The sequence below is a fragment of the Synechococcus sp. YX-04-1 genome (genome assembly GCF_030546365.1).
Taxonomy (GTDB): Bacteria; Cyanobacteriota; Cyanobacteriia; order PCC-6307; family Cyanobiaceae; genus Parasynechococcus.
The window spans coordinates 107,873-126,271 of the sequence record NZ_JAUONZ010000006.1 but is presented as its reverse complement, the minus strand read 5'-3'; the positions used below and the strand labels follow the sequence as shown (position 1 = coordinate 126,271).

The window sequence follows — 18,399 nt, the reverse complement described above, 5'->3', positions numbered from 1 at the left end:
AACTTAAGCAGGGGCCCGGTTGATCCGTCTGACAACGTCAGGAGAGATGCGATCCGTCATGGCAACGCACCACACGACCTGCGCCGCGGAATTCAGCCCTGTAGTGGCAAGCCACCGGGTGTTGATCGCTGCTGTGGAGGTTGTCAATGCCGATTCCATTGCGCCCATGGTCCTTGCCTGAGCTATGGCGGTAGCGGCCATCGCCGAGATGGAGCCCCACATGGGTGCAACGCCTGCGTGTGCCAAAAAACAGCAGATCTCCTGGGAGCAGCAGGCTGTGATCGTCGGGGAGAGCGGCAACCGGTTGGCAGAACCGCTCCTGCTGATAGGCATCTCGCGGAATCCAAATGCCCTGGCTGGCGAAGGCCATCTGCATTAGACCGGAACAATCCATGTCTGGTTCAGTGGTTCCCCCCCAGAGATAGACGTTGGGACGTTTCTGGGCGGTTTCGCTCCAGGCGAGCACGCCGGGTAGACGTCGTTCAATGTCCGCTGCGCTCAGCGGCGACGGTCGCCAGGGTGCGCATTGCTCAGCTCGCCCCAGAACTGCCTCGAGTGCGAGCCAGCAGCGGTAACCATCCTCCAGCAGCTGAACAGCGATCCTCGTGCGCTGCCTCTCCAGGATGCGAAAGCGGCGTCCAGAACAGGCCTGGGTGGTCAGACTCTCGCCGTCAGATCTCGAATAGCCATTGACGTCAGCGCACAGCTGCCAACAGGAGCCTGTCTGAATCAGGTCTGGGGCCAGCAGGGTGCCTAACGTCGCCATGGCCCAATCGAATCGCTATGGCGTTCTACCGTCCCGATCCCGCGATGGCGGCTCGGCTTGAGGCGGCCCTAGATGGGCTCGATGCCGACGGCCGCCCAGGGCTGCGCAATAGTCTGGCGATCACCTGGGTGCGGTACGACGAAGCTGCACCGGAGGCTGGTCAGGGCAGTGGTGCTTCCTGGAATCAAGACCGGATCCTCTATCCGGCCAGCGTGGTGAAGCTGTTCTATGCCGTCGCCGTTGAGCAGTGGCTGCAACGTGATCTGATCCCTGAAAGCGACGAACTGCAGCGCGCGGTGGGCGACATGATCGTCGATTCCAGCAACGATGCCACTGGGCTTGTGGTTGATTTGCTCACAGGCACCACCAGTGGCCCTGCACTTCATGGTGAACGCTGGGAGCTTTGGACGGAGCAGCGTCGCTTGATCAATGGTTGGTTGCAGACCTTGGCCTGGCCGGAACTCGAGGCGGTGAATTGCTGCCAGAAGACCTGGGGTGATGGTCCCTATGGCCGGGAGAAAAGGTTCTACGGGGCCGACAACAGCAACCGCAATGGCTTGTCCACCGCTGCGACAGCCCGGATGTTGGAGGCTGTGATGACCGGTGCGGTGGTTTCACCGCCGGCCTGTCGTCGGCTGCAGGGTCTGTTGCGGCGCTCGCTCGATCAGCAGCAGCGTCGTGCCGATCCTGAAAACCAGGTGGATGGGTTTCTCGGTGAGGGCCTACCTGAGGATGCGCTCCTCTGGAGCAAGGCCGGTTGGATGAGTCAGGCCCGTCATGACGCAGCGTGGTTTCAGACCTCCGCACAGCAACCACCCAGCTTGCTGGTGGTCTTCACTACGGGGCCTGATCGCGCCAGGGACGCATCCCTTTTGCCGGAGCTGGCACGGCAACTCAATCTGTTCACCAGTTCCGAGGAGCCGGCGAATTGAGTCAGTGAACTTGGAACGGAGAGGGAGGGATTCGAACCCTCGACAGAAGTTGCCTCCTGTAACTCCTTAGCAGGGAGCCGCTTTCAACCACTCAGCCACCTCTCCAGCGGCGCACCCAGAGTACCAAGTGCTGGGCAGTTGGTCAGACTTCAACGCGGGGCAGGCGTCGTTTGAAACCGCAGAGGATCTCCCAGGGAATTGAATCGCAGTGGTCGCTCCAGCTCTGCGGGCTTAACTCCAGGTCACCGTCCTGGCCCAGCAGGGTGACGATGTCGCCTTCCTCCAGTTCTCCTGCATCGGTGGCATCCAGCAGGAGCTGGTCCATGGTGATGGATCCCACCTGAGGCAGCTGGCGATTGCGATGCAGGGCATGAATGTGCCCGCTGAGGGACCGCAGAACACCATCGGCATAGCCGATGCCCACTACCGCCAGCCGAGTGGGGCGCTGGGTGATGAAGCGGTGGCCGTAGCTGACTCCTGTTCCTGCGGGCACCTCGCGGATCAGGCTGACCCGGGCGCGAACCGCCAGCGCGGGTTGCAAGGGAATGACATTGCTCAGATGTGCAGCGGGGGCATGGCCGTACAGGGCTAACCCAACGCGCACGAGGTCGTGGTGCAGCTCTCGGTTGAGCAGGGTCCCCGCGGAGTTGGCTAGATGGCGGGTGATGCTGCCGCCCACTTGGGGCAGGGCCGAGAGCATGCTCACGAAGCGATCCTGCTGGAGGCTGGTCAAGGCATCGTCCGGCTCATCAGCACAGGCCAGATGGCTGTAGATGCCCTCCAGATTGAGGTTTCCCAAGCTCTGCAGCTCCGCTGCGGTCTGATAGCCGTCGCTGAGGGGGCAGCCCAGCCGTGCCATGCCGGTGTCGATCTTCAGCTGCACGTCGAAACATCGACCGCTGTCGGCAGCGAGCTCATTGCAGAGCTGGGCATCCCTGAGGCTGCTCAGGGTGGGCATCAACCGCCAGTGCAGGCAGGTGCGCAGGTCGTCTGGTTCACAGAGGTTGCTGAGCAACAGCACCGGTGCCTCCAGGCCGGCCCGCCTCAGTTCAAGACCCTCCTGCAGCGTGGCCACGCCAAGGCTGGTGGCTCCTCCCTTTAGAGCAGCCCGTGCCACTGTCTCGGCGCCGTGGCCGTAACCATCGGCCTTCACCACCGCCATCAGTTGGGTGCGAGGGCCGAGGTGCTGGCAGAGAGCCCTGGCGTTGGCCCGAATCGCTGCAGGTGAAACTTCCACCCAGGCGCGCTGACGTGGATTCAGCTCCGGAATCACAGGCAGTGCTCGGCGCTACCGAGACGGCTTCACATCGCCGATAGCATGAAGCTTATTGAGTGAGCTGGCATGGGCCAGGTTCTCGTTCTCAATGCGTCCTACGAGCCGCTCAATATCACCACCTGGAGAAGGGCTGTGGTGATGATGCTGAAGGGCAAGGCCGAGAGCCTGGAACACGACCCCTGTCGGCAACTGCGTCAGGGCACCAACCTGCCGACGGTGATTCGCCTGCGGCAGTACGTCCGCGTTCCCTTCCGTCAGCTGCCCCTGACGCGTCGCAACCTCTTCCAGCGGGACAACCACACCTGCCAGTACTGCGGCAGTCGTGAAAATCAGTTGTCAATCGACCATGTGATGCCCCGCAGTCGGGGAGGTGGTGACACCTGGGAGAACGTGACCACGGCCTGCCTCAGCTGCAATGTGCGAAAGGCCAATCGAACTCCGAGGGAAGCCTCCATGCCTCTGCGTCATGCCCCGCGGCGGCCAGCCAGCAGCCTCAGTTTTGAGGCCCGGCGCCAGATCCATTCTGGGCATCATCAGGAATGGGCGAAATATGTCATCGGTGCTTGACCATCAGGTCTCGGCCTGATCGCTCAGTGCTTCGAGTTTCTGACGTTGCTCTTCGGCAATGCAGGCACCGATCATGTCCTCCAATTGGCCCTCCAGCACAGGCTCCAGGGTGAAGTTTCGGCCCAGCCGGTGATCGGTGGTTCGGTTGTCTTTGTAGTTGTAGGTGCGGATTTTTTCGGAGCGGTCACCACTGCCCACCTGGGCGCGTCGGTCGCTGCTTTCCCGTTCCGCAGCAGCAGCCTGCTCCCGCTCCAACAATTTGGCGCGCAGGATCTCCAGGGCCCGTTCACGGTTCTGCAGCTGGGAGCGTTCCTGGGTGCAGAACACACGGATGCCCGTGGGTTTGTGGAGGAGGTCCACGGCTGTTTCCACCTTGTTGACGTTCTGGCCCCCCGCACCGCCTGAACGTGCGGTGCTGATGTCGAGATCCTTCGGATCGAGCTGAACTTCCACGGCATCGGCTTCCGGCATCACGGCCACCGTGGCTGTAGAGGTGTGGACCCGACCCTGGGATTCTGTGGCCGGGACGCGTTGCACCCGATGCACTCCAGCTTCAAATTTCAGTTGGCTGTAGACGCTGTCGCCACGCACCGAAAGGATCAGCTCCCGAAACCCTCCCAGGTCGGCCTCGGTGCAGCTGATGGATTGCACGGCCCAGCCCACTTTCTGGCTGTAGCGCTCATACATCCGTGCCAGATCACCGGCCCAGAGACAGGCCTCGTCGCCCCCTGCGCCGGCGCGAATTTCCAGCATCACGCTGCGCTCATCGCGGGGATCTCTCGGCAGCAGCGCCAAGGTGAGCCGTTCCGTCAGCGTTGAATGCTGTTCCTGGAGGCTGATTAACTCATCCTGCGCGAGTTCCTCCATCGCAGCGTCACCGCGACTGTCTTTGAGCAGTTGACGTGCGGAGTCTCGCTCGGATTCGAGCTTCTGGAGTTCCTCGAAGTCGAGCACGAGAGGCTCAAGCCTTGATCGCTCCCGCGCGATCAATTCAAGCCGCTTCGGATCAGCGGCCACATCAGGGTCAGCCAGCTGCCGCTCGAGGTTGCGGAAGCTGGCTGTGGCTGTTTCCAGCCGTGTGAACAAGGTCGAGGCGTCCATGCCCCGTTCTCACCCTCAGGCTTTGGACTCGGCCTTGGCGGAGTCGGCACCTTTTTTCTTGGTGCCCATGCCGTACTTCTTCATGAAGCGGTCCACACGCCCCTCGGTGTCGAGGATCTTTTGGGTGCCAGTGAAGAAGGGATGGTTGCCGCTCCAGACGTCGACGTGGATCTCCGGCTGGGTGGCGCCTGTGGTCATGACCACTTCGCCGTTGCAGATCACCTTGGCGTCGGGATACCAGGTGGGATGAATGTCGGGCTTTGGCATCGGTAAAAAAAATCAGCGCTTGGAGAACTGAGGAGCCTTACGGGCTTTCTTGAGGCCGTACTTGCGGCGTTCCTTGGCACGGGGGTCCCGGCTCAGGTGACCTTCCGTCTTCAGCGGCTTGCGGTTGTCGGCAGACAGTTCACACAGGGCGCGGGCAGCACCTTGCTTGATGGCGCCGGACTGACCGGTGAGTCCACCACCGTGAACGTTGACAAGGATGTCGTACTCGCTGGTAAGGCCGAGGGTCTCCAGGGGAGCCTTCACCGCTGCGATGTACGAGGGGTTGTAGTTCAGATAGTTGTCACCGGGACGACCGTTGATGGTGATCGTTCCATTGCCGGGGACGAGGCGAACACGGGCGACAGAAGTCTTGCGACGACCGGTACCCCAGTAGACGACGGAATTGTTGCTCATTTGGCGGATGCGGAGGGGTTGAGCTGAAGAGGCTGGGGCTTCTGAGCGGCGTGGGGATGCTCGGTGCCCTTGTAGACCTTGAGCTTGCGGAACATCTGGCGGCCCAGGGCGTTGTGGGGAAGCATGCCTTTAATGGCCTTCTCCACGATCCGCTCGGGAATCCGTTCCTGCAGAGCCTCGAAGGTTTCCACCTTCATTCCCCCGGGACGACCGGAGTGACGGCGGTACAGCTTCTGCTGGGGCTTACGTCCGGAGACCTTGATCTTCTCGGCGTTCACAACGACGACAAAATCACCGGTGTCCAGATGGGGGGTGAAGCTGGGGTTGTTCTTGCCGCGGAGCACGGCTGCCACTTCAGTGGCCAAACGGCCGAGGGTTTGATTCTCAGCGTCCACCACGTACCACTGGCGGTCGATCGAATCAATCGGGGGGAGAGAGGTCTTGTTCATCGCGCCGGCATGCCGGTTCGGGTATGTCCCGCCTAATGCAGCGGAACTGGGCAAAGGGGGTCGGTCCAGAGCTGGACCTGACGGGGCTAAAGATCGAGCTTACTCTTCAGCCCTCCAGCTCCTGTGAGTTGGGCAGCATTCCAAGTAGAGGCCCGTTTATTCCGGCGTTGAGGGTGGATCCGGAGGAGGATCGCTCTCGGCCAGAAAAAACCACGGCTGACAATCGTACCAGCCGGCTTTAGTGAAGATGGGCTCCGCATAGCCAGCCCGAAGCAGGCAGAGGCCTGTGGCTGGCGCTGCCTCCTTCACCTCGTGGCGTCGTCGTTCCCGCCAGCGATGTTCAAAGGCGGCAACACTGAGACGGTGCTCGCCAACGGCCACCAACTGGGCCATCAGCAAGCGAACCATGCCGTACAGAAAACCACTGGCCTGGATCTCAACCCGCAGAAGATCACCTTGGCGCTCTACGAGCACCTCCTGCACGGTGGTTCTGGCATGGGCGCGACGGCTGCCTGCCTTCATGAAGGCGCTGAAGTCGTGCAGACCACGCATGGTGTTCAAAGCGTCCCGCATGCGGGACGCATCCAGCCTGTGTTGGTAGCGGTGCCAGCTCCAAGGGCTGAGAAACAGATTGGGACGCCGGCCGTTGTGAATCGTGTACCGGTACCGCCGGTAGATGGCGGAGTAACAGGCATGCCAATCGAGGGGACGGGCGACGGATTCGCGCACACGAATGGTGCTCGGCAGGCGTCCGTTCAAGGCCGGTGCCCATTTGCGAGCCGGGATCGGGCCACTGCAGTCGAAGTGCACCACCTGACCGGCGGCATGAACCCCGGCATCGGTGCGACCGGCGGCAAAGGTCTGTACCGGCCGGTGCGGATCGAGCTGGGCGATGGCTTCCTCTAGCACGGCCTGAACACTGCGACCGTTGCGTTGGCGCTGCCAGCCACAAAATGAAGAACCCTCGTACTGAAGGCTGAGTGCGATCCGCTGAAGGGACGCTGGCTCAGGACCTGCAGACGAGGGTTCGGTATTCAAACGTCAGCACTGACGTGAGGTCTGATCAGACCAGTTCAATGATGGCCATCTCGGCATTGTCGCCACGACGGGGAACGGTACGCGTGATGCGGGTATAGCCGCCCTTGCGATCGCTGTAGCGGTTGGGGGCCTTGTCGAACAAGGCATGCACCAGCTGCTTGTCGTAGATGTAGCCCATGGCCCGGCGACGGGAGGCGAGGCTGCCGTCCTTGGCCAGGGTGATCATGCGCTCGGCTTCGTCGCGAAGCGCCTTGGCCCTTGCCTTGGTGGTGGTGACCCGACCTTCGCGAATCAGCTGGGTGGTCAGGGCGCGCAGCATTGCCTTGCGCTGGTCAGCTGGACGTCCCAGCTGAGGAACTCGGCATTGATGACGCATGGTTCTGTCGGTGACGAAGACGAAAAAGGACGTTCAGGCCGTTCTGCGGTTATGCAGAAGTGCGGCTCTGGGGGATGGAGATGCCGATGCGCTCGAAGGCTTCGATCACTTCATCAGCGGATTTGGAACCGAAGTTCTTGATCTCGAGTAGATCCTCGTAGCTGAAGCCCATCAGGTCAGACACGGAGTTGACCTGAGCGCGCTTGAGGCAGTTGTAGGCCCGAACCGAAAGGTTCAATTCCTCTAGAGGAATCTGTGCTTCCGCCGAGGGCTCGGGTTCAGCAGGAACTTCCTCCACGAGAGTGACCGTGGCCAGTGGCTGGAACAGCTCAATCAATTGATTGGCCGACTGAGCCAGGGCGTCGTCGGGAGTAATGGAGCCGTCAGTGATGATCTCCATCCGAAGGCGCTCGCGGGCCGAACCGCCTTCGGCAACGGCGGTTTCGTCAATGGTGAAATTGACCCGGGTCACAGGCATGAACACCGCATCGATCTGGAGCAGATCGATGGCACTGGTTTCTTCGTTGTAGCGATCCACCGGGCGATAGCCGACGCCACGCTCAACGTGAACTTCCAGCTCGAGGCTGTGACCATCGGCCACGGTGGCGATCGGACGATCGGCATCCACAACTTGAACCTGAGAGGAGAACTGCAGATCTCCGGCCTTAACTTCAGCGGGACCAGCCACCACAAGACGGCCGATCTCGAGTTCGGCTGAACGGCTGCTGACTGTGAGTTCCTTGCAGTTCAGCAGGATGTCGAGAACGTCTTCACGGACCCCAGGAACCGTGGCGTATTCGTGATTGACACCGGCAATGCGGATGGCGGTGACGGCACTGCCTTCGAGACCACCCATCAGCACGCGACGCAACGCGTTGCCCAGGGTCGTGGCCTGGCCACGCTCGAGGGGACCGATCAGGAAGACGCCGGACTGGGCGCGATCCTCGGCCACCTGATGCTCAATGCGATCAATCTGGTACTGCAACACGATCTGAATCGGGGTAAATGGAGAAACCGGTGGAAATCAGCTCGGTTCAGACGCGGCGGCGCTTGGGCCGGCGGCAACCGTTATGGGGCAGGGGGGTGACGTCGCGAATCAGGGTGATTTCGAGGCCAGCAACTTGGAGGGCGCGGATGGCGGTCTCACGGCCTGAGCCAGGACCTCTCACAAGCACTTCAATCTGACGCATGCCTTGGTCGAGGGCACGACGTGCGGCTGCCTCTGCAGCAGTTTGAGCGGCGAAGGGGGTGCCTTTGCGAGCACCCTTGAAGCCACTGGCGCCTGCGGACGACCAGGAAATCACCTCACCAGCCGTATCGGTGATGGACACGATGGTGTTGTTGAAGGTGCTCTGGATGTGAGCAACACCGTTGGGAACGTTGCGCTTGGCCTTTTTGGGCCCGGATTTTTTGACGGTTTTAGCCATGGCCGTATGCAGTCAGGGATAAGGATGTAGAGGACTTACTTCTTCTTGCCAGCCACAGTTTTCCGCGCACCGCGGCGGGTACGGGCGTTGGTGCGGGTGCGTTGGCCACGAACCGGAAGGCTCATGCGGTGGCGACGTCCACGGAGGCAGCCGATGTCCTGCAGGCGCTTGAGGGCCATGCCCTCCTGTCGGCGTAGATCTCCTTCGACGGTGTACTCCTCTAGAGCACCGCGGAGTTTCTGAAGATCTCCGTCCTCTAAATCTTTCACCCGGATGTCGGGGTTCACGCCGGTTTTGGCCAGGATGGCCTGTGAGCGGGTGAGACCAACTCCGTAGATGTAGGTGAGGGACACTTCAATCCGCTTGTCGCGGGGAATGTCAACGCCGGCGATCCGTGCCACGTTCGTTTAGTTGAAAAGGACAGATACCTCCGAGGTCCTGGAGGCGAGGAATGTTTCAGAACAGCTGGGGATCAGCCCTGACGCTGTTTGTGCTTGGGGTTAGTGCAAATGACCATGACCTTGCCGTGGCGACGGATCACCCGGCACTTGTCACACATTTTTTTCACTGAGCTGCGCACCTTCATGAGGCGTGGCTCTCCAAATTTCCAAACGGCAACGTTACCATGCGGGGTCAACCAAGCACTGACTCGATCCGCTTGGTGATCTCCTCGACAGAGCCCTGGGCAGGGACGGAAACCAGGAGACCTTTATCGCTGTAAAAGCGAATCAGAGGTGCCGTTTTCTCGCGGTAGACCTCAAGGCGATTGCGGATCACCGCTTCGTTGTCATCGGCGCGACCGCGGGCCAGCAGCCGTTCAATTAAAACGGCGTCATCCAGCTCCAGCAGAACCACGGCCTGAATGGGTTGCTGTAATTCGGCCAGCAGGGGTTCGAGGGCTTCCGCTTGGGGCACTGTGCGGGGAAACCCATCCAGCAGCCAGCCATCTGTGGTTAGTGCCTTCATCTGGCTTTCCACAATCGCCAGCACGAGGGCGTCGCTTACCAGTTCGCCGCGGTTCATCACCGCTTCAGCTTCTTTGCCTAGTTCGCTGCCGGCTGCTACTTCAGAGCGCAGCAGATCGCCCGTGGATAGATGCTTCATGCTGATGGCATCGCACAGTCGGGCGGCCTGGGTGCCTTTGCCGGCTCCGGGAGGGCCAAGAAAGAGCAAGCGATTTTTCATGGTTGCGTAATCATGAGGTGAAGTGAACGGAAGGTGCACTGCCCAGCAGCGCTCACTGGCGAACGAGGCCTTCGTAGCGTTGTGAGATCACATAGGTCTGAACCTGCTTGGCCGTGTCGATGGCCACACCGACCAGGATCAGCAGTGAAGTGGCGCCAAGACCTTGGAAGGTCTGCACATTTGTGGCGCGTTCCACGGCCGCAGGAATGATGGCGACGGCGCCCAGGAACAGACCACCCAGCAAGGTGAGGCGGTTCTGGACTCCCGAGAGATAGTTGGCCGTGGCGCTGCCGGGGCGGACGCCTGGAATCGCCACACCACCCCGTTTCAGGTTGGTGGCGATGTCAGCGGGATTCACCGTGAGTGAGGCGTAGAAGTAGGAGAAGCCCAGGATCAACCCAAAAAAGGTGAGCGCGTACGGCCAGGGGTTCGCTGCTCCGGGATTCAGGGCACTGGCAGCACGGATCAACCACTCGCTCTTGGTGAGGTTGGCGATGGTGACCGGCAGGAAAATCAGGGCTGAGGCAAAGATGATCGGCATCACACCGCCGGCATTCAGCTTGAGCGGCAGATAGCTCTGACGGGTTGGGAGAACGCCTGCTCCACCCACCTGGCGCTTGGCACTGACGATGGGGATACGGCGAGCACCCTCCTGCACGAAGATGATTCCAACGATCGTGGCCAGGAACACCAGCACAAGAACAATGATGCCCAGCACGGTGTCGCGGTCACCGGTTTGAGCGGCTTCGATCGTGGCGCCAAGGGTGCGCGGCAGGGTGGCGACGATGTTCAGAAAAATCACCAGTGAGGCTCCCTGGCCGATGCCCCGCTCCGTGATCACTTCACTCAGCCACATCACCACCATCGATCCGGTGACCAGGGCCAGTGCCGTCTGCACCACAAAGGTCACTTCGCTGAGGCCTTCTATGGCGTATTGGCGCAGGATCATTGCGAAGACCACGCTCTGGACGAGACCCCATCCCAGCGCCACATAGCGGGTGATCTGGGCGATCTTGCGTCGGCCGGCCTCGCCCTCATTCTTCTGGAGGTCTTCCAGCTGCGGCAGCGCTGCGGTCAGCAGCTGGAGAATGATCGAGGCATTGATGAACGGCAGGATCCCAAGGGCAAAGATGCCCAGGGTGGAGATGCCACCGCCGGTGAAAATGTCGAGGAAACCGATCAGCTGTCCACCCTGATCGATGAACTGCTTGAACGCTTCTCGATCGATTCCTGGCATCGGGATGTAGATCCCAAGACGCACCAACAACAGCAGACCAAGTGTGGTGAGCACACGACTGCGGAGGCCAGGGTTGGTGATCAGCTGGCCGATCACTTCGGAGGCGTTGGGGTTGCGACCCCGACTGACGAGCATGTCCGGAAGAAAGTGAAGTTGGGCGAAAAGCCAAGAAGCCGCCCGTGGATCGAAATCCAGCGGACGGCTCAGACCCTAGGGCTGACTTGGGGGCGAGCCCTTGATTAGTCGAGGATTTCGCAGGTGCCACCTGCGGCTTCGATCTTGGTGCGGGCGGAGGCTGTGAACGCCGCGGCTTGCACTGTCAGCGTTTTGGCTTTCAGTTCGCCGTTGCCGAGCATCTTCAGCGGATGCTTGGGGCTGGTCACGATGCCGTCCTTGACCAGGGAATCCAAGTTGACGGTGCTGCCGTCCTTCAGGTCGTTCAACGCCGAGACGTTGAGCACGGTGAAGTGCTTGGGATTGACCAGGGGGAAGTGCTTCAGCTTCGGCACCCGGCGGTAGAGAGGCATTTGGCCACCCTCGAAGCCGGGGCGCGTGGGGCGACCCGAGCGGGATTTCTGGCCACGCATACCGAAGCCGCAACTGGCGCCCTGGCCGGCGGCGATGCCGCGGCCCTTGCGCAGTTTGCGGCGACGAGCGCCTTTGTTGGATTTGAGGGAATCGAGTCGGAGAGTCATCGCGAATCAGGAATAGATCTGTTCGAGGGAGATTCCCCGTTCCTTGGCCGTCTCCTTGTGGGTGCGGAGAAGCGACAGGGCCACCATGGCAGCCCGTGCATTGTTCAGGGGGGTCTTGCTGCCCAGGCGCTTGGCCAGGACATTCTTGATGCCGGCAAGTTCGAGCACTGTGCGGATGGAACCGCCAGCGATCACACCGGTACCAGGGGCTGCCGGGCGGATGAGCACGCTCGCAGCACCATCCCGACCATTGGAGAGGGTCGGGATGGAGTTGTGACGGGTCAGCGGCACCTTGACGAGGTGCTTCTTGCCATCGGCAACGCCCTTGCGGACAGCACCGATCACATCACCGGCCTTGCCGACGCCAACGCCGACCTGACCCTTCTCGTTGCCGACAACCACGATGGCCCGGAAGCTCATCTTTTTACCGCCTTTGACGGTTTTGGAGACGCGGCGGATTTGAACCACGCGCTCTTGCCATTCGGAGTCGCGCTCTTGGCCGCGACGACCACCACGCCGGTCGCCACGACGACCGTCACGGTCGCCACGGCCGCGGCGCTGTTCCTGTTGCTGCTGCTGCCCTTCGGCTGCCGCTGGAACGTCGGCCGCACCCGGTACGGCGTTGGGATTGGATTGGGGGGAGGAATCTGTCATGGGTTAAGCAGGAATCAGAACTGAAGGCCCGCTTCCCGGGCGGCATCGGCAAGGGCTTTAATCCGGCCGTGGTACAGATTTCCGCCGCGGTCGAACACTACCTGCTGGATGCCTTTGGCAATGGCGCGCTTGGCGACCAGTTCGCCGACGGCGACAGAGGCGTCGCAGCTGCCAGCCGGAGCCTTGAGGCCGGCACGCAGTTCCTTGTCAACGGTGGAGGCGGAGCAGAGTGTGCTCTGGGCCGCGTCGTCGATGACCTGGGCGTAGATGTGGTTGTTGGAGCGGAACACGGCCAGCCGCGGACGGTCTGAGGTTCCGGTGATGTGACGACGCAGACGCCGGTGGCGTTTCTGCGTCTGCTGTTTGCGGGACAGTTGGGACATGGTGGGGGAAGGGTAGGAACGTCAGGACAAGGCTTATTTCTTGCCGGACTTGCCTGCCTTGCGCAGGATGCGCTCGCCCTCGTACTTGATTCCCTTGCCCTTGTAGGGCTCGGGGGGGCGGATGGCGCGGACCTTGGCGGCTTCGTTGCCCACCAGCTCCTTATCGATTCCGGAGACAATCACCCTGGTGTTGTTCTCCACCTTGAAGGTGATGCCCTCAGGCGCTTCCATCTCGACGGGGTGGCTGTAGCCAGCACTCACCACGAGGGTTTTGCCTTTGACCTGGGCACGGGAGCCCACACCGACGATCTCCAGGGCCTTGCTATAGCCGTTGTTGACACCCTCGATCATGTTGGCGACGAGGGTGCGGCTCAGGCCGTGGCGCTCACGGGAGATGCGCTTGGTGCTTGTGGGTGAGACCACGATGGTGTTGTTGTCCTGGCTGACGCTGACGCCATCAGGAAGGGTGCGCTCCAGTTCGCCTTTGGGCCCTTTCACCTTGACGGTGAGCCCGTCGAGGGAAACGGTGACCTTTTCAGGGACGGGAACGGGGTTTTTGCCGATTCGTGACATGGTTCAGCTCCGGATCAGTAGACGTAACAGAGCACTTCGCCACCGACGCCCTCACGGCGGGCGTCGCGGTCGCTCATCACACCCTTGGAGGTGGAGATGATCGCCACGCCCAGTCCTCCGAGGACTTTGGGCAGGCCGCGAGTGTTTTTGTAGATGCGGAGACCGGGCTTGCTGACCCGCTGCATGGAGCGGATAGTGGGCAGCCTGTGCTTGCCGCTGTACTTGAGGGCGAGCACCAGTTCGGTGCGAACGCCTTCACCCTGCTCGCTGATCTCGGAGATGAAGCCCTCCTGTTGCAGCACCTTGGCGATGCTGCGGGTCATCCGCGAAGCGGGGATCTTGGTGGTTTCGTGACGTTTCTCACTCGCATTGCGAATGCGGGTGAGCATGTCGGAAATGGGGTCGTGGTTGGCCATAGGTGTCGACGGGGAGGGCTCAGTTGCTCTGGAACGGCATTCCCATCTCGCGGAGGAGGGCCCGGCCCTCTTCGTCCGAACGGGCAGTGGTCACGATGGTGATGTCCATGCCCCGGATCGCATCGATCTTGTCGAAGGAGATCTCAGGGAAGATGATCTGTTCGCGCACCCCAAGGGTGTAATTGCCGCGGCCATCGAAACTCTTGGGGCTGACCCCGCGGAAGTCGCGGATGCGGGGCAGCGCCAGGTTGATCAGGCGCTCGAGGAAGGCATACATCCGATCACCACGGAGGGTGACGGCACAGCCGATCGGCATGCCCTGCCGAATCTTGAAGCCGGCGATGGCTTTTTTGGCACGGGTCACAACGACCTTTTGGCCGGTGATCTGCGCCAGCTCATTCACCGAAGCCTCGAGGGACTTGGCATTGGCGGCGGCTTCGCCGAGACCCCGGTTAACGGTGACTTTCAGCACCTTGGGGACTTCGTGGATGTTGGTGAGGGAGAGATCCTTCTGCAGCTTGGGCTGGATGGTCTCCCGGTAGCGCTTCTTGAGTGACATAACGGGTTGGGGTGCTTCTGGGCGTGGTCAGAAGTCGGGATCAGTCGAGGACTTCACCGGTTTTCTTGAGCCGGCGCTTCTTGGTGCCGTCCTTGTCGACGACGATTTCAACGCGGCTTGCCACCTTTTTGTCGGTGGAATACAGCATCACGTTGGAGGCATGCAGGGAAGCTTCCTCCGTCACGATGCGGCCGGTCTCGCCCTCTTGGGTGGGCTTTTCATGGCGGGTGCGCATGTTTACGCCCTCCACGACGACACGGTTCTCGTTGGGCAGAGTGCGCAGAACGGCACCGGTCTTGCCCTTGTCTTTGCCGGCGATTACCTGAACGGTGTCGCCCTTACGGATGCGCATTTTGATGCGCTCGGTGGCCTTCGCCTTGGTGGTTGCAGTCGCCATGGTCAGATCACCTCCGGAGCGAGGGACACGATTTTGGTGAAGCTGCGCTCACGCAGCTCACGGGCCACCGGTCCGAAGACGCGAGTGCCTTTCGGGTTTTTGTCGTCGTTGATGATGACTGCGGCGTTGTCGTCGAACCGGATTGAGTTTCCGGTCTCACGACGCATGGTGGCTTTGGTGCGCACCACAACGGCCTTCACCACGTCGGACTTTTTGACACCCATGTTGGGGGCGGCATCCTTGACGGCGGCAACGATCACGTCGCCAACGTGGGCGTAGCGACGGTTGGTGCCGAGGACGCGAATGCACTGGATGCGCTTGGCGCCGCTGTTGTCGGCAACGGTGAGATAGGACTCCTGCTGGATCACTGCTTCACCTCCTGAGCTTCAGCCTTGTTGGCTTCTTCAGCTGCAGCCTTGGGGCTGTGGCTGAGAACCTCGGCGATGGCCCACCGCTTCTGGCGGCTCATCGGACGGGTTTCAGTGATGCGAACGCGGTCACCGACGCGACAGGTGTTGTCTTCGTCGTGAGCCTTGTAACGGGTGGTACGGCTGACCGTCTTTTGATAGATGGGGTGTGGGAAGCGGCTTTCCACCGCGACCACCACCGTTTTTTCCATCTTGTCGCTGACGACGGTGCCGATCCTTTCCTTGACTGCCATGGTTACGGAGTGGGGGATCAGGAGGCGGTGGAGCGCTGGCGCTCCGACTGCACCGTCAGCAGCTGGGCCAGCTTGATGCGGACCTCTTTGAAACGGTGCGTGTTGGCGAGCTGGCGCGTGGCCTGCTCGAAACGGAGTTGGAACAGTTCGCGGCGCAGGCCGTCGATCTGTTCGTTGATGTCCGAATCGGACAGGCTGCGCACATCGGCGGCGTTAGGACGGGCCATGGTCAGGACTCCACGGTGACGGCTTCAGAAGCTGCCGGAGCCTTGGCACCAGCTGACTTCTCCTGCTCATCCAGCTGGATGAACTTGGTCTTCACGGGAAGCTTGTATTGCGCGAGGCGCATGGCTTCCTTGGCGATTTCGGGGGTGATTTCGTCACCGCCCATCTCGAACAGGATCCGGCCGGGCTTGATCACCGCCACCCAGAATTCTGGGTTGCCCTTACCGGAACCCATCCGGGTTTCGGCAGCGCGCATGGTGACCGGCTTGTCGGGGAAGATCCGGATCCAGATTTTTCCGCCACGCTTGACGTAGCGGGTCATGGCACGACGGCTGGCCTCGATCTGGCGCGAGGTGATCCAGCCACATTCCTGTGCCTGCAGCGCGAACTGTCCGAAGGCAATGGTGTTGCCCCGGGTGGCGACGCCGCGCATGCGGCCTCGCTGCTGCTTACGGAATTTGACGCGTTTTGGACTCAGCATGGTTCAGGCCTCCTGTTCAACCCTCGTTGGAGCGGTCTTCGAACTGTTGGGGCCGACGGCTGGCCCGGCGCCGGGGGGCGGCCCCCACCGGCATGGGCTGAGCTTGTTCGCTCAGCACCTCGCCCTTGAACACCCACACCTTGATGCCGAGCACGCCGTAGGTCGTGCTGGCCACCTTGGTGGCGTAGTCGATGTCGGCACGCAGGGTGTGCAGGGGCACCCGACCCTCACGGGTCCATTCCGTCCGAGCGATCTCAGCACCGTTCAGGCGACCGGACACCTGGATCTTCAGACCCAGAACACCGGCACGCTGAGCGCGCTGCACAGCCATGCGGATGGTGCGGCGGAAGGCCACACGCTTCTCAAGCTGCTGGGCGATGTATTCGGCGAGGAGGAAGGCATCACCGTCGACGCGTTCGACCTCGACAACATTGATCCGCACCTGACGACTGGAGTCGCCGACGGTCTTCTGAATGCCGGAACGAAGGTCTTCGATGCCGCTGCCTTGACGGCCGACCAGCACACCAGGGCGTGCGGTCTTGAGTTCAACTTCAAGTTGATCGGCCTTACGGGCGATCAGCACATCGCTGATGCCGGCTGAGCCGTACTTCTTGTGGATGAACTTGCGAATCCGGTCATCCTCCTGAAGGAGGGCCGGATAGTTTTTGCTGGAGGCGTACCAGCGTGACCGGTGTTCCTGGGTGATCCCCAGGCGCAGACCGGTTGGGTTGATTTTGTGTCCCATTGGGTCAGAGTCCTCGAGGGTCAGGAATCGGTCTGAGCCGCCACAGCAATGCTGATGTGGCAGGTCTGTTTCTTGATCTGGAAAGCCCGGCCTTGGGCGCGGGGGCGATAGCGCTTCATGGAAGGGCCCATGTCAGCGCTGGCGCTCGAGATCACCAGAGAAGAGGGGTCAAGACCGAGGTTGTGCTCAGCGTTGGCCACCGCAGACCGGAGCACCTTGGTGATCGGGCCGGTGGAGCGGTAGGGCATGAACTCGAGCATGATCAGCGCGTCGCGGTAGGTGCGGCCACGGATTTGGTCGAGCACACGACGCACCTTGGACACAGAGCCTCGGATGAAGCGTCCGTGAGCCTGGGCAGTGGGTGCCGTTGGGGTTGACGATGTCATGGATTAGCGGCCTCCTTTCTTGTCTCTGATGTGGCCCTTGAAGGTGCGGGTGGGAGCGAACTCTCCCAGCTTGTGACCCACCATTTGCTCGGTGATGAACACCGGCACATGGGTGCGGCCGTTGTGAACCGCGATCGTGTGGCCGATCATCATCGGCAGGATCGTGGAGGCCCGTGACCAGGTCTTGATCACAGACTTGTCGTCGTTGTCGTTCTGCTTTTCAACCTTGCGAAGCAGGCTGTCGGCAATAAACGGACCTTTTTTGAGTGAACGTCCCATAACGGTTTAAGCAAGCGGCAAAGTGATGGATTGCATCAGGAATCGCGTCCGCCACGGCTCCGCTTGGAGGTCTTGCGACGCTTCCGGAGCACGTATTGGTTGCTGGGTTTGTTCCGCTTGCGGGTCTTGAGACCGAGGGCGGGTTTGCCCCAGGGGGTCACCGGGCCGGAACGGCCGATCGGTGCACGACCCTCACCACCACCGTGGGGGTGATCGCAGGGGTTCATCACACTGCCTCGAACCTGAGGACGACGTCCGAGCCAGCGGCGACGACCGGCCTTACCCAGGCTGGTGTTGCGCATTTCGGAGTTGCCGACCTCGCCGAGGGTGGCGTAGCACTCGCGGCGAACCAGGCGAACCTCGGTGGAGGGCAGCTTCAGAGCGACGTAGTCGCCTTCTTTTGCCATCACCTGGGCGCTGGCACCGGCTGTCCGGACCATCTGGCCGCCTCGACCGGCGTAGAGCTCAACGCAGTGAACAGCCGAACCGAGGGGCACCGAGGACAACGGCATGGCGTTGCCGTTCTCGATCGGGGCATCAGGGCCGGAGACCACGGTCTGACCCACCTGAACTCCTGCGGGAGCCAGGATGTAGCGCTTCTCGCCATCGGCGTAGAAGAGCAGTGCCAGACGCGCGTTGCGGTGCGGGTCGTAGTGAATTGCGGCCACCTTGGCGGTGACACCGTGCTTGTTGCGACGGAAATCCACCACGCGGTAGAGGCGCTTGTGGCCACCACCGCGATGGCGGCAGGTGATCACACCGCGGTTGTTGCGACCCTTGCGGCGGTGTTTAGCCACCACCAGGGTCCGCTCCGGCTTGCGGCTGGTGATCTCACTGAAATCAGTGACCACCCGGGTGCGGGTACCGGGGGTGTAGGGGCGGAAATTACGGATTGCCATGACGATTCAGA

General features: G+C 61.5%; 31 protein-coding genes and 1 tRNA gene. 2 read left to right on the top strand and 30 right to left on the bottom strand.

Annotated elements, in window-relative coordinates:
• Positions 1–37: 37 nt before the first annotated feature.
• On the bottom strand, positions 38–766 hold the full coding sequence (locus tag Q3Y53_RS11360) for a C40 family peptidase (protein ID WP_226425743.1): 729 nt from the start codon (positions 764–766) through the stop codon (positions 38–40).
• Between the two features lie 17 nt (positions 767–783).
• Here Q3Y53_RS11360 and Q3Y53_RS11355 point away from each other — a divergent pair, with 17 nt between their 5' ends.
• Positions 784–1,698, top strand: a complete 915-nt coding sequence (locus Q3Y53_RS11355) for a serine hydrolase (protein WP_303536087.1) — start codon at positions 784–786, stop codon at positions 1,696–1,698.
• A gap of 16 nt (positions 1,699–1,714) precedes the next feature.
• On the opposite strand, the gene Q3Y53_RS11350 is transcribed toward Q3Y53_RS11355, so the two are convergent.
• Together Q3Y53_RS11350 and alr are read right to left on the bottom strand one after the other, a co-directional pair.
• Positions 1,715–1,803: transfer RNA gene (locus tag Q3Y53_RS11350), tRNA-Ser, on the bottom strand.
• Positions 1,804–1,840: 37 nt separating this feature from the next.
• Positions 1,841–2,971 (bottom strand): alanine racemase, encoded by a 1,131-nt coding sequence (gene alr / locus Q3Y53_RS11345; RefSeq protein ID WP_303536084.1) that lies wholly within the window; start codon positions 2,969–2,971, stop codon positions 1,841–1,843.
• A 69-nt stretch (positions 2,972–3,040) separates the two neighbouring features.
• Between alr and Q3Y53_RS11340 the strand changes: the two genes are divergently transcribed.
• Positions 3,041–3,541: an HNH endonuclease gene (locus Q3Y53_RS11340; protein WP_226425746.1), complete on the top strand. Its 501-nt coding sequence runs from the start codon at positions 3,041–3,043 to the stop codon at positions 3,539–3,541.
• A gap of 3 nt (positions 3,542–3,544) precedes the next feature.
• Here Q3Y53_RS11340 and prfA read toward each other — a convergent pair whose 3' ends face one another.
• The 27 genes from prfA to rplB all read right to left on the bottom strand — a co-directional run bounded on the left by prfA (position 3,545) and on the right by rplB (position 18,388).
• Positions 3,545–4,642: a peptide chain release factor 1 gene (gene prfA, locus Q3Y53_RS11335; RefSeq protein ID WP_226425747.1), complete on the bottom strand. Its 1,098-nt coding sequence runs from the start codon at positions 4,640–4,642 to the stop codon at positions 3,545–3,547.
• Between the two features lie 15 nt (positions 4,643–4,657).
• A complete protein-coding gene (rpmE, locus tag Q3Y53_RS11330) occupies positions 4,658–4,909 on the bottom strand; it encodes a 50S ribosomal protein L31 (protein ID WP_006851595.1) in 252 nt (83 codons plus the stop codon).
• Positions 4,910–4,921: 12 nt separating this feature from the next.
• A complete protein-coding gene (gene rpsI / locus Q3Y53_RS11325; RefSeq protein ID WP_226425749.1) occupies positions 4,922–5,323 on the bottom strand; it encodes a 30S ribosomal protein S9 in 402 nt (133 codons plus the stop codon).
• Positions 5,320–5,772 carry a 50S ribosomal protein L13 gene (gene rplM / locus Q3Y53_RS11320; RefSeq protein ID WP_038551234.1) on the bottom strand — a complete coding sequence of 151 codons (453 nt, stop codon included), beginning with the start codon at positions 5,770–5,772 and terminating at the stop codon, positions 5,320–5,322. Before rplM ends, rpsI begins: the two co-directional genes overlap by 4 nt.
• Positions 5,773–5,928: 156 nt before the next feature.
• Entirely contained in the window at positions 5,929–6,810 is an 882-nt protein-coding gene (gene truA / locus Q3Y53_RS11315) for a tRNA pseudouridine(38-40) synthase TruA (protein WP_303536074.1), read from the bottom strand.
• Positions 6,811–6,835: 25 nt separating this feature from the next.
• Positions 6,836–7,186: a 50S ribosomal protein L17 gene (rplQ, locus tag Q3Y53_RS11310; protein WP_006851925.1), complete on the bottom strand. Its 351-nt coding sequence runs from the start codon at positions 7,184–7,186 to the stop codon at positions 6,836–6,838.
• 49 nt (positions 7,187–7,235) lie between these two features.
• On the bottom strand, positions 7,236–8,174 hold the full coding sequence (locus Q3Y53_RS11305) for a DNA-directed RNA polymerase subunit alpha (RefSeq protein WP_303536070.1): 939 nt from the start codon (positions 8,172–8,174) through the stop codon (positions 7,236–7,238).
• A gap of 46 nt (positions 8,175–8,220) precedes the next feature.
• Positions 8,221–8,613 carry a 30S ribosomal protein S11 gene (rpsK, locus tag Q3Y53_RS11300; RefSeq protein WP_006850182.1) on the bottom strand — a complete coding sequence of 131 codons (393 nt, stop codon included), beginning with the start codon at positions 8,611–8,613 and terminating at the stop codon, positions 8,221–8,223.
• A 35-nt stretch (positions 8,614–8,648) separates the two neighbouring features.
• Positions 8,649–9,014, bottom strand: a complete 366-nt coding sequence (gene rpsM, locus Q3Y53_RS11295) for a 30S ribosomal protein S13 (RefSeq protein WP_226425752.1) — start codon at positions 9,012–9,014, stop codon at positions 8,649–8,651.
• Positions 9,015–9,085: 71 nt separating this feature from the next.
• Positions 9,086–9,199 (bottom strand): 50S ribosomal protein L36, encoded by a 114-nt coding sequence (gene rpmJ / locus Q3Y53_RS11290; RefSeq protein ID WP_071840122.1) that lies wholly within the window; start codon positions 9,197–9,199, stop codon positions 9,086–9,088.
• Positions 9,200–9,246: 47 nt separating this feature from the next.
• Positions 9,247–9,798: an adenylate kinase gene (locus Q3Y53_RS11285; protein WP_226425754.1), complete on the bottom strand. Its 552-nt coding sequence runs from the start codon at positions 9,796–9,798 to the stop codon at positions 9,247–9,249.
• A 52-nt stretch (positions 9,799–9,850) separates the two neighbouring features.
• Entirely contained in the window at positions 9,851–11,170 is a 1,320-nt protein-coding gene (secY, locus tag Q3Y53_RS11280) for a preprotein translocase subunit SecY (protein WP_226425755.1), read from the bottom strand.
• 104 nt (positions 11,171–11,274) lie between these two features.
• The gene (rplO, locus tag Q3Y53_RS11275) at positions 11,275–11,730 is read right to left on the bottom strand and encodes a 50S ribosomal protein L15 (RefSeq protein WP_226425756.1); all 456 of its coding nucleotides are present in this window, start codon (positions 11,728–11,730) and stop codon (positions 11,275–11,277) included.
• A 6-nt stretch (positions 11,731–11,736) separates the two neighbouring features.
• Entirely contained in the window at positions 11,737–12,384 is a 648-nt protein-coding gene (rpsE, locus tag Q3Y53_RS11270; RefSeq protein ID WP_226425757.1) for a 30S ribosomal protein S5, read from the bottom strand.
• Positions 12,385–12,398: 14 nt separating this feature from the next.
• The gene (rplR, locus tag Q3Y53_RS11265; protein WP_114987264.1) at positions 12,399–12,767 is read right to left on the bottom strand and encodes a 50S ribosomal protein L18; all 369 of its coding nucleotides are present in this window, start codon (positions 12,765–12,767) and stop codon (positions 12,399–12,401) included.
• Positions 12,768–12,800: 33 nt separating this feature from the next.
• Positions 12,801–13,340 carry a 50S ribosomal protein L6 gene (gene rplF, locus Q3Y53_RS11260; RefSeq protein ID WP_226425759.1) on the bottom strand — a complete coding sequence of 180 codons (540 nt, stop codon included), beginning with the start codon at positions 13,338–13,340 and terminating at the stop codon, positions 12,801–12,803.
• Positions 13,341–13,354: 14 nt separating this feature from the next.
• Positions 13,355–13,756 carry a 30S ribosomal protein S8 gene (rpsH, locus tag Q3Y53_RS11255; protein WP_006850769.1) on the bottom strand — a complete coding sequence of 134 codons (402 nt, stop codon included), beginning with the start codon at positions 13,754–13,756 and terminating at the stop codon, positions 13,355–13,357.
• A 19-nt stretch (positions 13,757–13,775) separates the two neighbouring features.
• On the bottom strand, positions 13,776–14,315 hold the full coding sequence (gene rplE, locus Q3Y53_RS11250) for a 50S ribosomal protein L5 (protein ID WP_011363383.1): 540 nt from the start codon (positions 14,313–14,315) through the stop codon (positions 13,776–13,778).
• Between the two features lie 40 nt (positions 14,316–14,355).
• Positions 14,356–14,712 carry a 50S ribosomal protein L24 gene (gene rplX / locus Q3Y53_RS11245; protein ID WP_226425760.1) on the bottom strand — a complete coding sequence of 119 codons (357 nt, stop codon included), beginning with the start codon at positions 14,710–14,712 and terminating at the stop codon, positions 14,356–14,358.
• A gap of 2 nt (positions 14,713–14,714) precedes the next feature.
• On the bottom strand, positions 14,715–15,080 hold the full coding sequence (gene rplN / locus Q3Y53_RS11240; RefSeq protein ID WP_006851211.1) for a 50S ribosomal protein L14: 366 nt from the start codon (positions 15,078–15,080) through the stop codon (positions 14,715–14,717).
• Positions 15,077–15,373, bottom strand: coding sequence for a 30S ribosomal protein S17 (gene rpsQ / locus Q3Y53_RS11235; protein ID WP_006850241.1), 297 nt, complete (start codon positions 15,371–15,373; stop codon positions 15,077–15,079). Before rpsQ ends, rplN begins: the two co-directional genes overlap by 4 nt.
• A 17-nt stretch (positions 15,374–15,390) precedes the next feature.
• On the bottom strand, positions 15,391–15,600 hold the full coding sequence (gene rpmC / locus Q3Y53_RS11230; protein ID WP_006850073.1) for a 50S ribosomal protein L29: 210 nt from the start codon (positions 15,598–15,600) through the stop codon (positions 15,391–15,393).
• A gap of 2 nt (positions 15,601–15,602) precedes the next feature.
• A complete protein-coding gene (rplP, locus tag Q3Y53_RS11225; protein WP_006851743.1) occupies positions 15,603–16,079 on the bottom strand; it encodes a 50S ribosomal protein L16 in 477 nt (158 codons plus the stop codon).
• A 16-nt stretch (positions 16,080–16,095) separates the two neighbouring features.
• Complete coding sequence (gene rpsC, locus Q3Y53_RS11220; RefSeq protein WP_226402143.1) at positions 16,096–16,824, bottom strand: 30S ribosomal protein S3; 729 nt, start codon at positions 16,822–16,824, stop codon at positions 16,096–16,098.
• 20 nt (positions 16,825–16,844) lie between these two features.
• Positions 16,845–17,210: a 50S ribosomal protein L22 gene (gene rplV, locus Q3Y53_RS11215; protein ID WP_226425761.1), complete on the bottom strand. Its 366-nt coding sequence runs from the start codon at positions 17,208–17,210 to the stop codon at positions 16,845–16,847.
• A gap of 3 nt (positions 17,211–17,213) precedes the next feature.
• Positions 17,214–17,489 (bottom strand): 30S ribosomal protein S19, encoded by a 276-nt coding sequence (rpsS, locus tag Q3Y53_RS11210; RefSeq protein ID WP_006849645.1) that lies wholly within the window; start codon positions 17,487–17,489, stop codon positions 17,214–17,216.
• Between the two features lie 35 nt (positions 17,490–17,524).
• Entirely contained in the window at positions 17,525–18,388 is an 864-nt protein-coding gene (gene rplB / locus Q3Y53_RS11205; protein WP_226425763.1) for a 50S ribosomal protein L2, read from the bottom strand.
• Between the last annotated feature and the right edge of the window lie 11 nt (positions 18,389–18,399).

What these genes read in the sequence shown, in the direction of transcription:
- rpsK (WP_006850182.1), bottom strand. Translation starts at nt 8,613, where the DNA reads ATGGCTAAAACCGTCAAAAAATCCGGGCCCAAAAAGGCCAAGCGCAAC.
- rplV (WP_226425761.1), bottom strand. Translation starts at nt 17,210, where the DNA reads ATGACATCGTCAACCCCAACGGCACCCACTGCCCAGGCTCACGGACGC.
- rplO (WP_226425756.1), bottom strand. Translation starts at nt 11,730, where the DNA reads ATGACTCTCCGACTCGATTCCCTCAAATCCAACAAAGGCGCTCGTCGC.
- rplP (WP_006851743.1), bottom strand. Translation starts at nt 16,079, where the DNA reads ATGCTGAGTCCAAAACGCGTCAAATTCCGTAAGCAGCAGCGAGGCCGC.
- rpsH (WP_006850769.1), bottom strand. Translation starts at nt 13,756, where the DNA reads ATGGCCAACCACGACCCCATTTCCGACATGCTCACCCGCATTCGCAAT.
- secY (WP_226425755.1), bottom strand. Translation starts at nt 11,170, where the DNA reads ATGCTCGTCAGTCGGGGTCGCAACCCCAACGCCTCCGAAGTGATCGGC.
- rplB (WP_226425763.1), bottom strand. Translation starts at nt 18,388, where the DNA reads ATGGCAATCCGTAATTTCCGCCCCTACACCCCCGGTACCCGCACCCGG.
- prfA (WP_226425747.1), bottom strand. Translation starts at nt 4,642, where the DNA reads ATGGACGCCTCGACCTTGTTCACACGGCTGGAAACAGCCACAGCCAGC.
- rplQ (WP_006851925.1), bottom strand. Translation starts at nt 7,186, where the DNA reads ATGCGTCATCAATGCCGAGTTCCTCAGCTGGGACGTCCAGCTGACCAG.
- rpmJ (WP_071840122.1), bottom strand. Translation starts at nt 9,199, where the DNA reads ATGAAGGTGCGCAGCTCAGTGAAAAAAATGTGTGACAAGTGCCGGGTG.
- Q3Y53_RS11360 (WP_226425743.1), bottom strand. Translation starts at nt 766, where the DNA reads ATGGCGACGTTAGGCACCCTGCTGGCCCCAGACCTGATTCAGACAGGC.
- rpmE (WP_006851595.1), bottom strand. Translation starts at nt 4,909, where the DNA reads ATGCCAAAGCCCGACATTCATCCCACCTGGTATCCCGACGCCAAGGTG.
- rpsS (WP_006849645.1), bottom strand. Translation starts at nt 17,489, where the DNA reads ATGGGACGTTCACTCAAAAAAGGTCCGTTTATTGCCGACAGCCTGCTT.
- rplX (WP_226425760.1), bottom strand. Translation starts at nt 14,712, where the DNA reads ATGGCGACTGCAACCACCAAGGCGAAGGCCACCGAGCGCATCAAAATG.
- rplF (WP_226425759.1), bottom strand. Translation starts at nt 13,340, where the DNA reads ATGTCACGAATCGGCAAAAACCCCGTTCCCGTCCCTGAAAAGGTCACC.
- Q3Y53_RS11285 (WP_226425754.1), bottom strand. Translation starts at nt 9,798, where the DNA reads ATGAAAAATCGCTTGCTCTTTCTTGGCCCTCCCGGAGCCGGCAAAGGC.
- rpsE (WP_226425757.1), bottom strand. Translation starts at nt 12,384, where the DNA reads ATGACAGATTCCTCCCCCCAATCCAATCCCAACGCCGTACCGGGTGCG.
- rpsC (WP_226402143.1), bottom strand. Translation starts at nt 16,824, where the DNA reads ATGGGACACAAAATCAACCCAACCGGTCTGCGCCTGGGGATCACCCAG.
- rplM (WP_038551234.1), bottom strand. Translation starts at nt 5,772, where the DNA reads ATGAACAAGACCTCTCTCCCCCCGATTGATTCGATCGACCGCCAGTGG.
- rplE (WP_011363383.1), bottom strand. Translation starts at nt 14,315, where the DNA reads ATGTCACTCAAGAAGCGCTACCGGGAGACCATCCAGCCCAAGCTGCAG.
- rplR (WP_114987264.1), bottom strand. Translation starts at nt 12,767, where the DNA reads ATGTCCCAACTGTCCCGCAAACAGCAGACGCAGAAACGCCACCGGCGT.
- rpmC (WP_006850073.1), bottom strand. Translation starts at nt 15,600, where the DNA reads ATGGCCCGTCCTAACGCCGCCGATGTGCGCAGCCTGTCCGATTCGGAC.
- Q3Y53_RS11355 (WP_303536087.1), top strand. Translation starts at nt 784, where the DNA reads ATGGCGTTCTACCGTCCCGATCCCGCGATGGCGGCTCGGCTTGAGGCG.
- rpsI (WP_226425749.1), bottom strand. Translation starts at nt 5,323, where the DNA reads ATGAGCAACAATTCCGTCGTCTACTGGGGTACCGGTCGTCGCAAGACT.
- Q3Y53_RS11340 (WP_226425746.1), top strand. Translation starts at nt 3,041, where the DNA reads ATGGGCCAGGTTCTCGTTCTCAATGCGTCCTACGAGCCGCTCAATATC.
- rpsQ (WP_006850241.1), bottom strand. Translation starts at nt 15,373, where the DNA reads ATGGCAGTCAAGGAAAGGATCGGCACCGTCGTCAGCGACAAGATGGAA.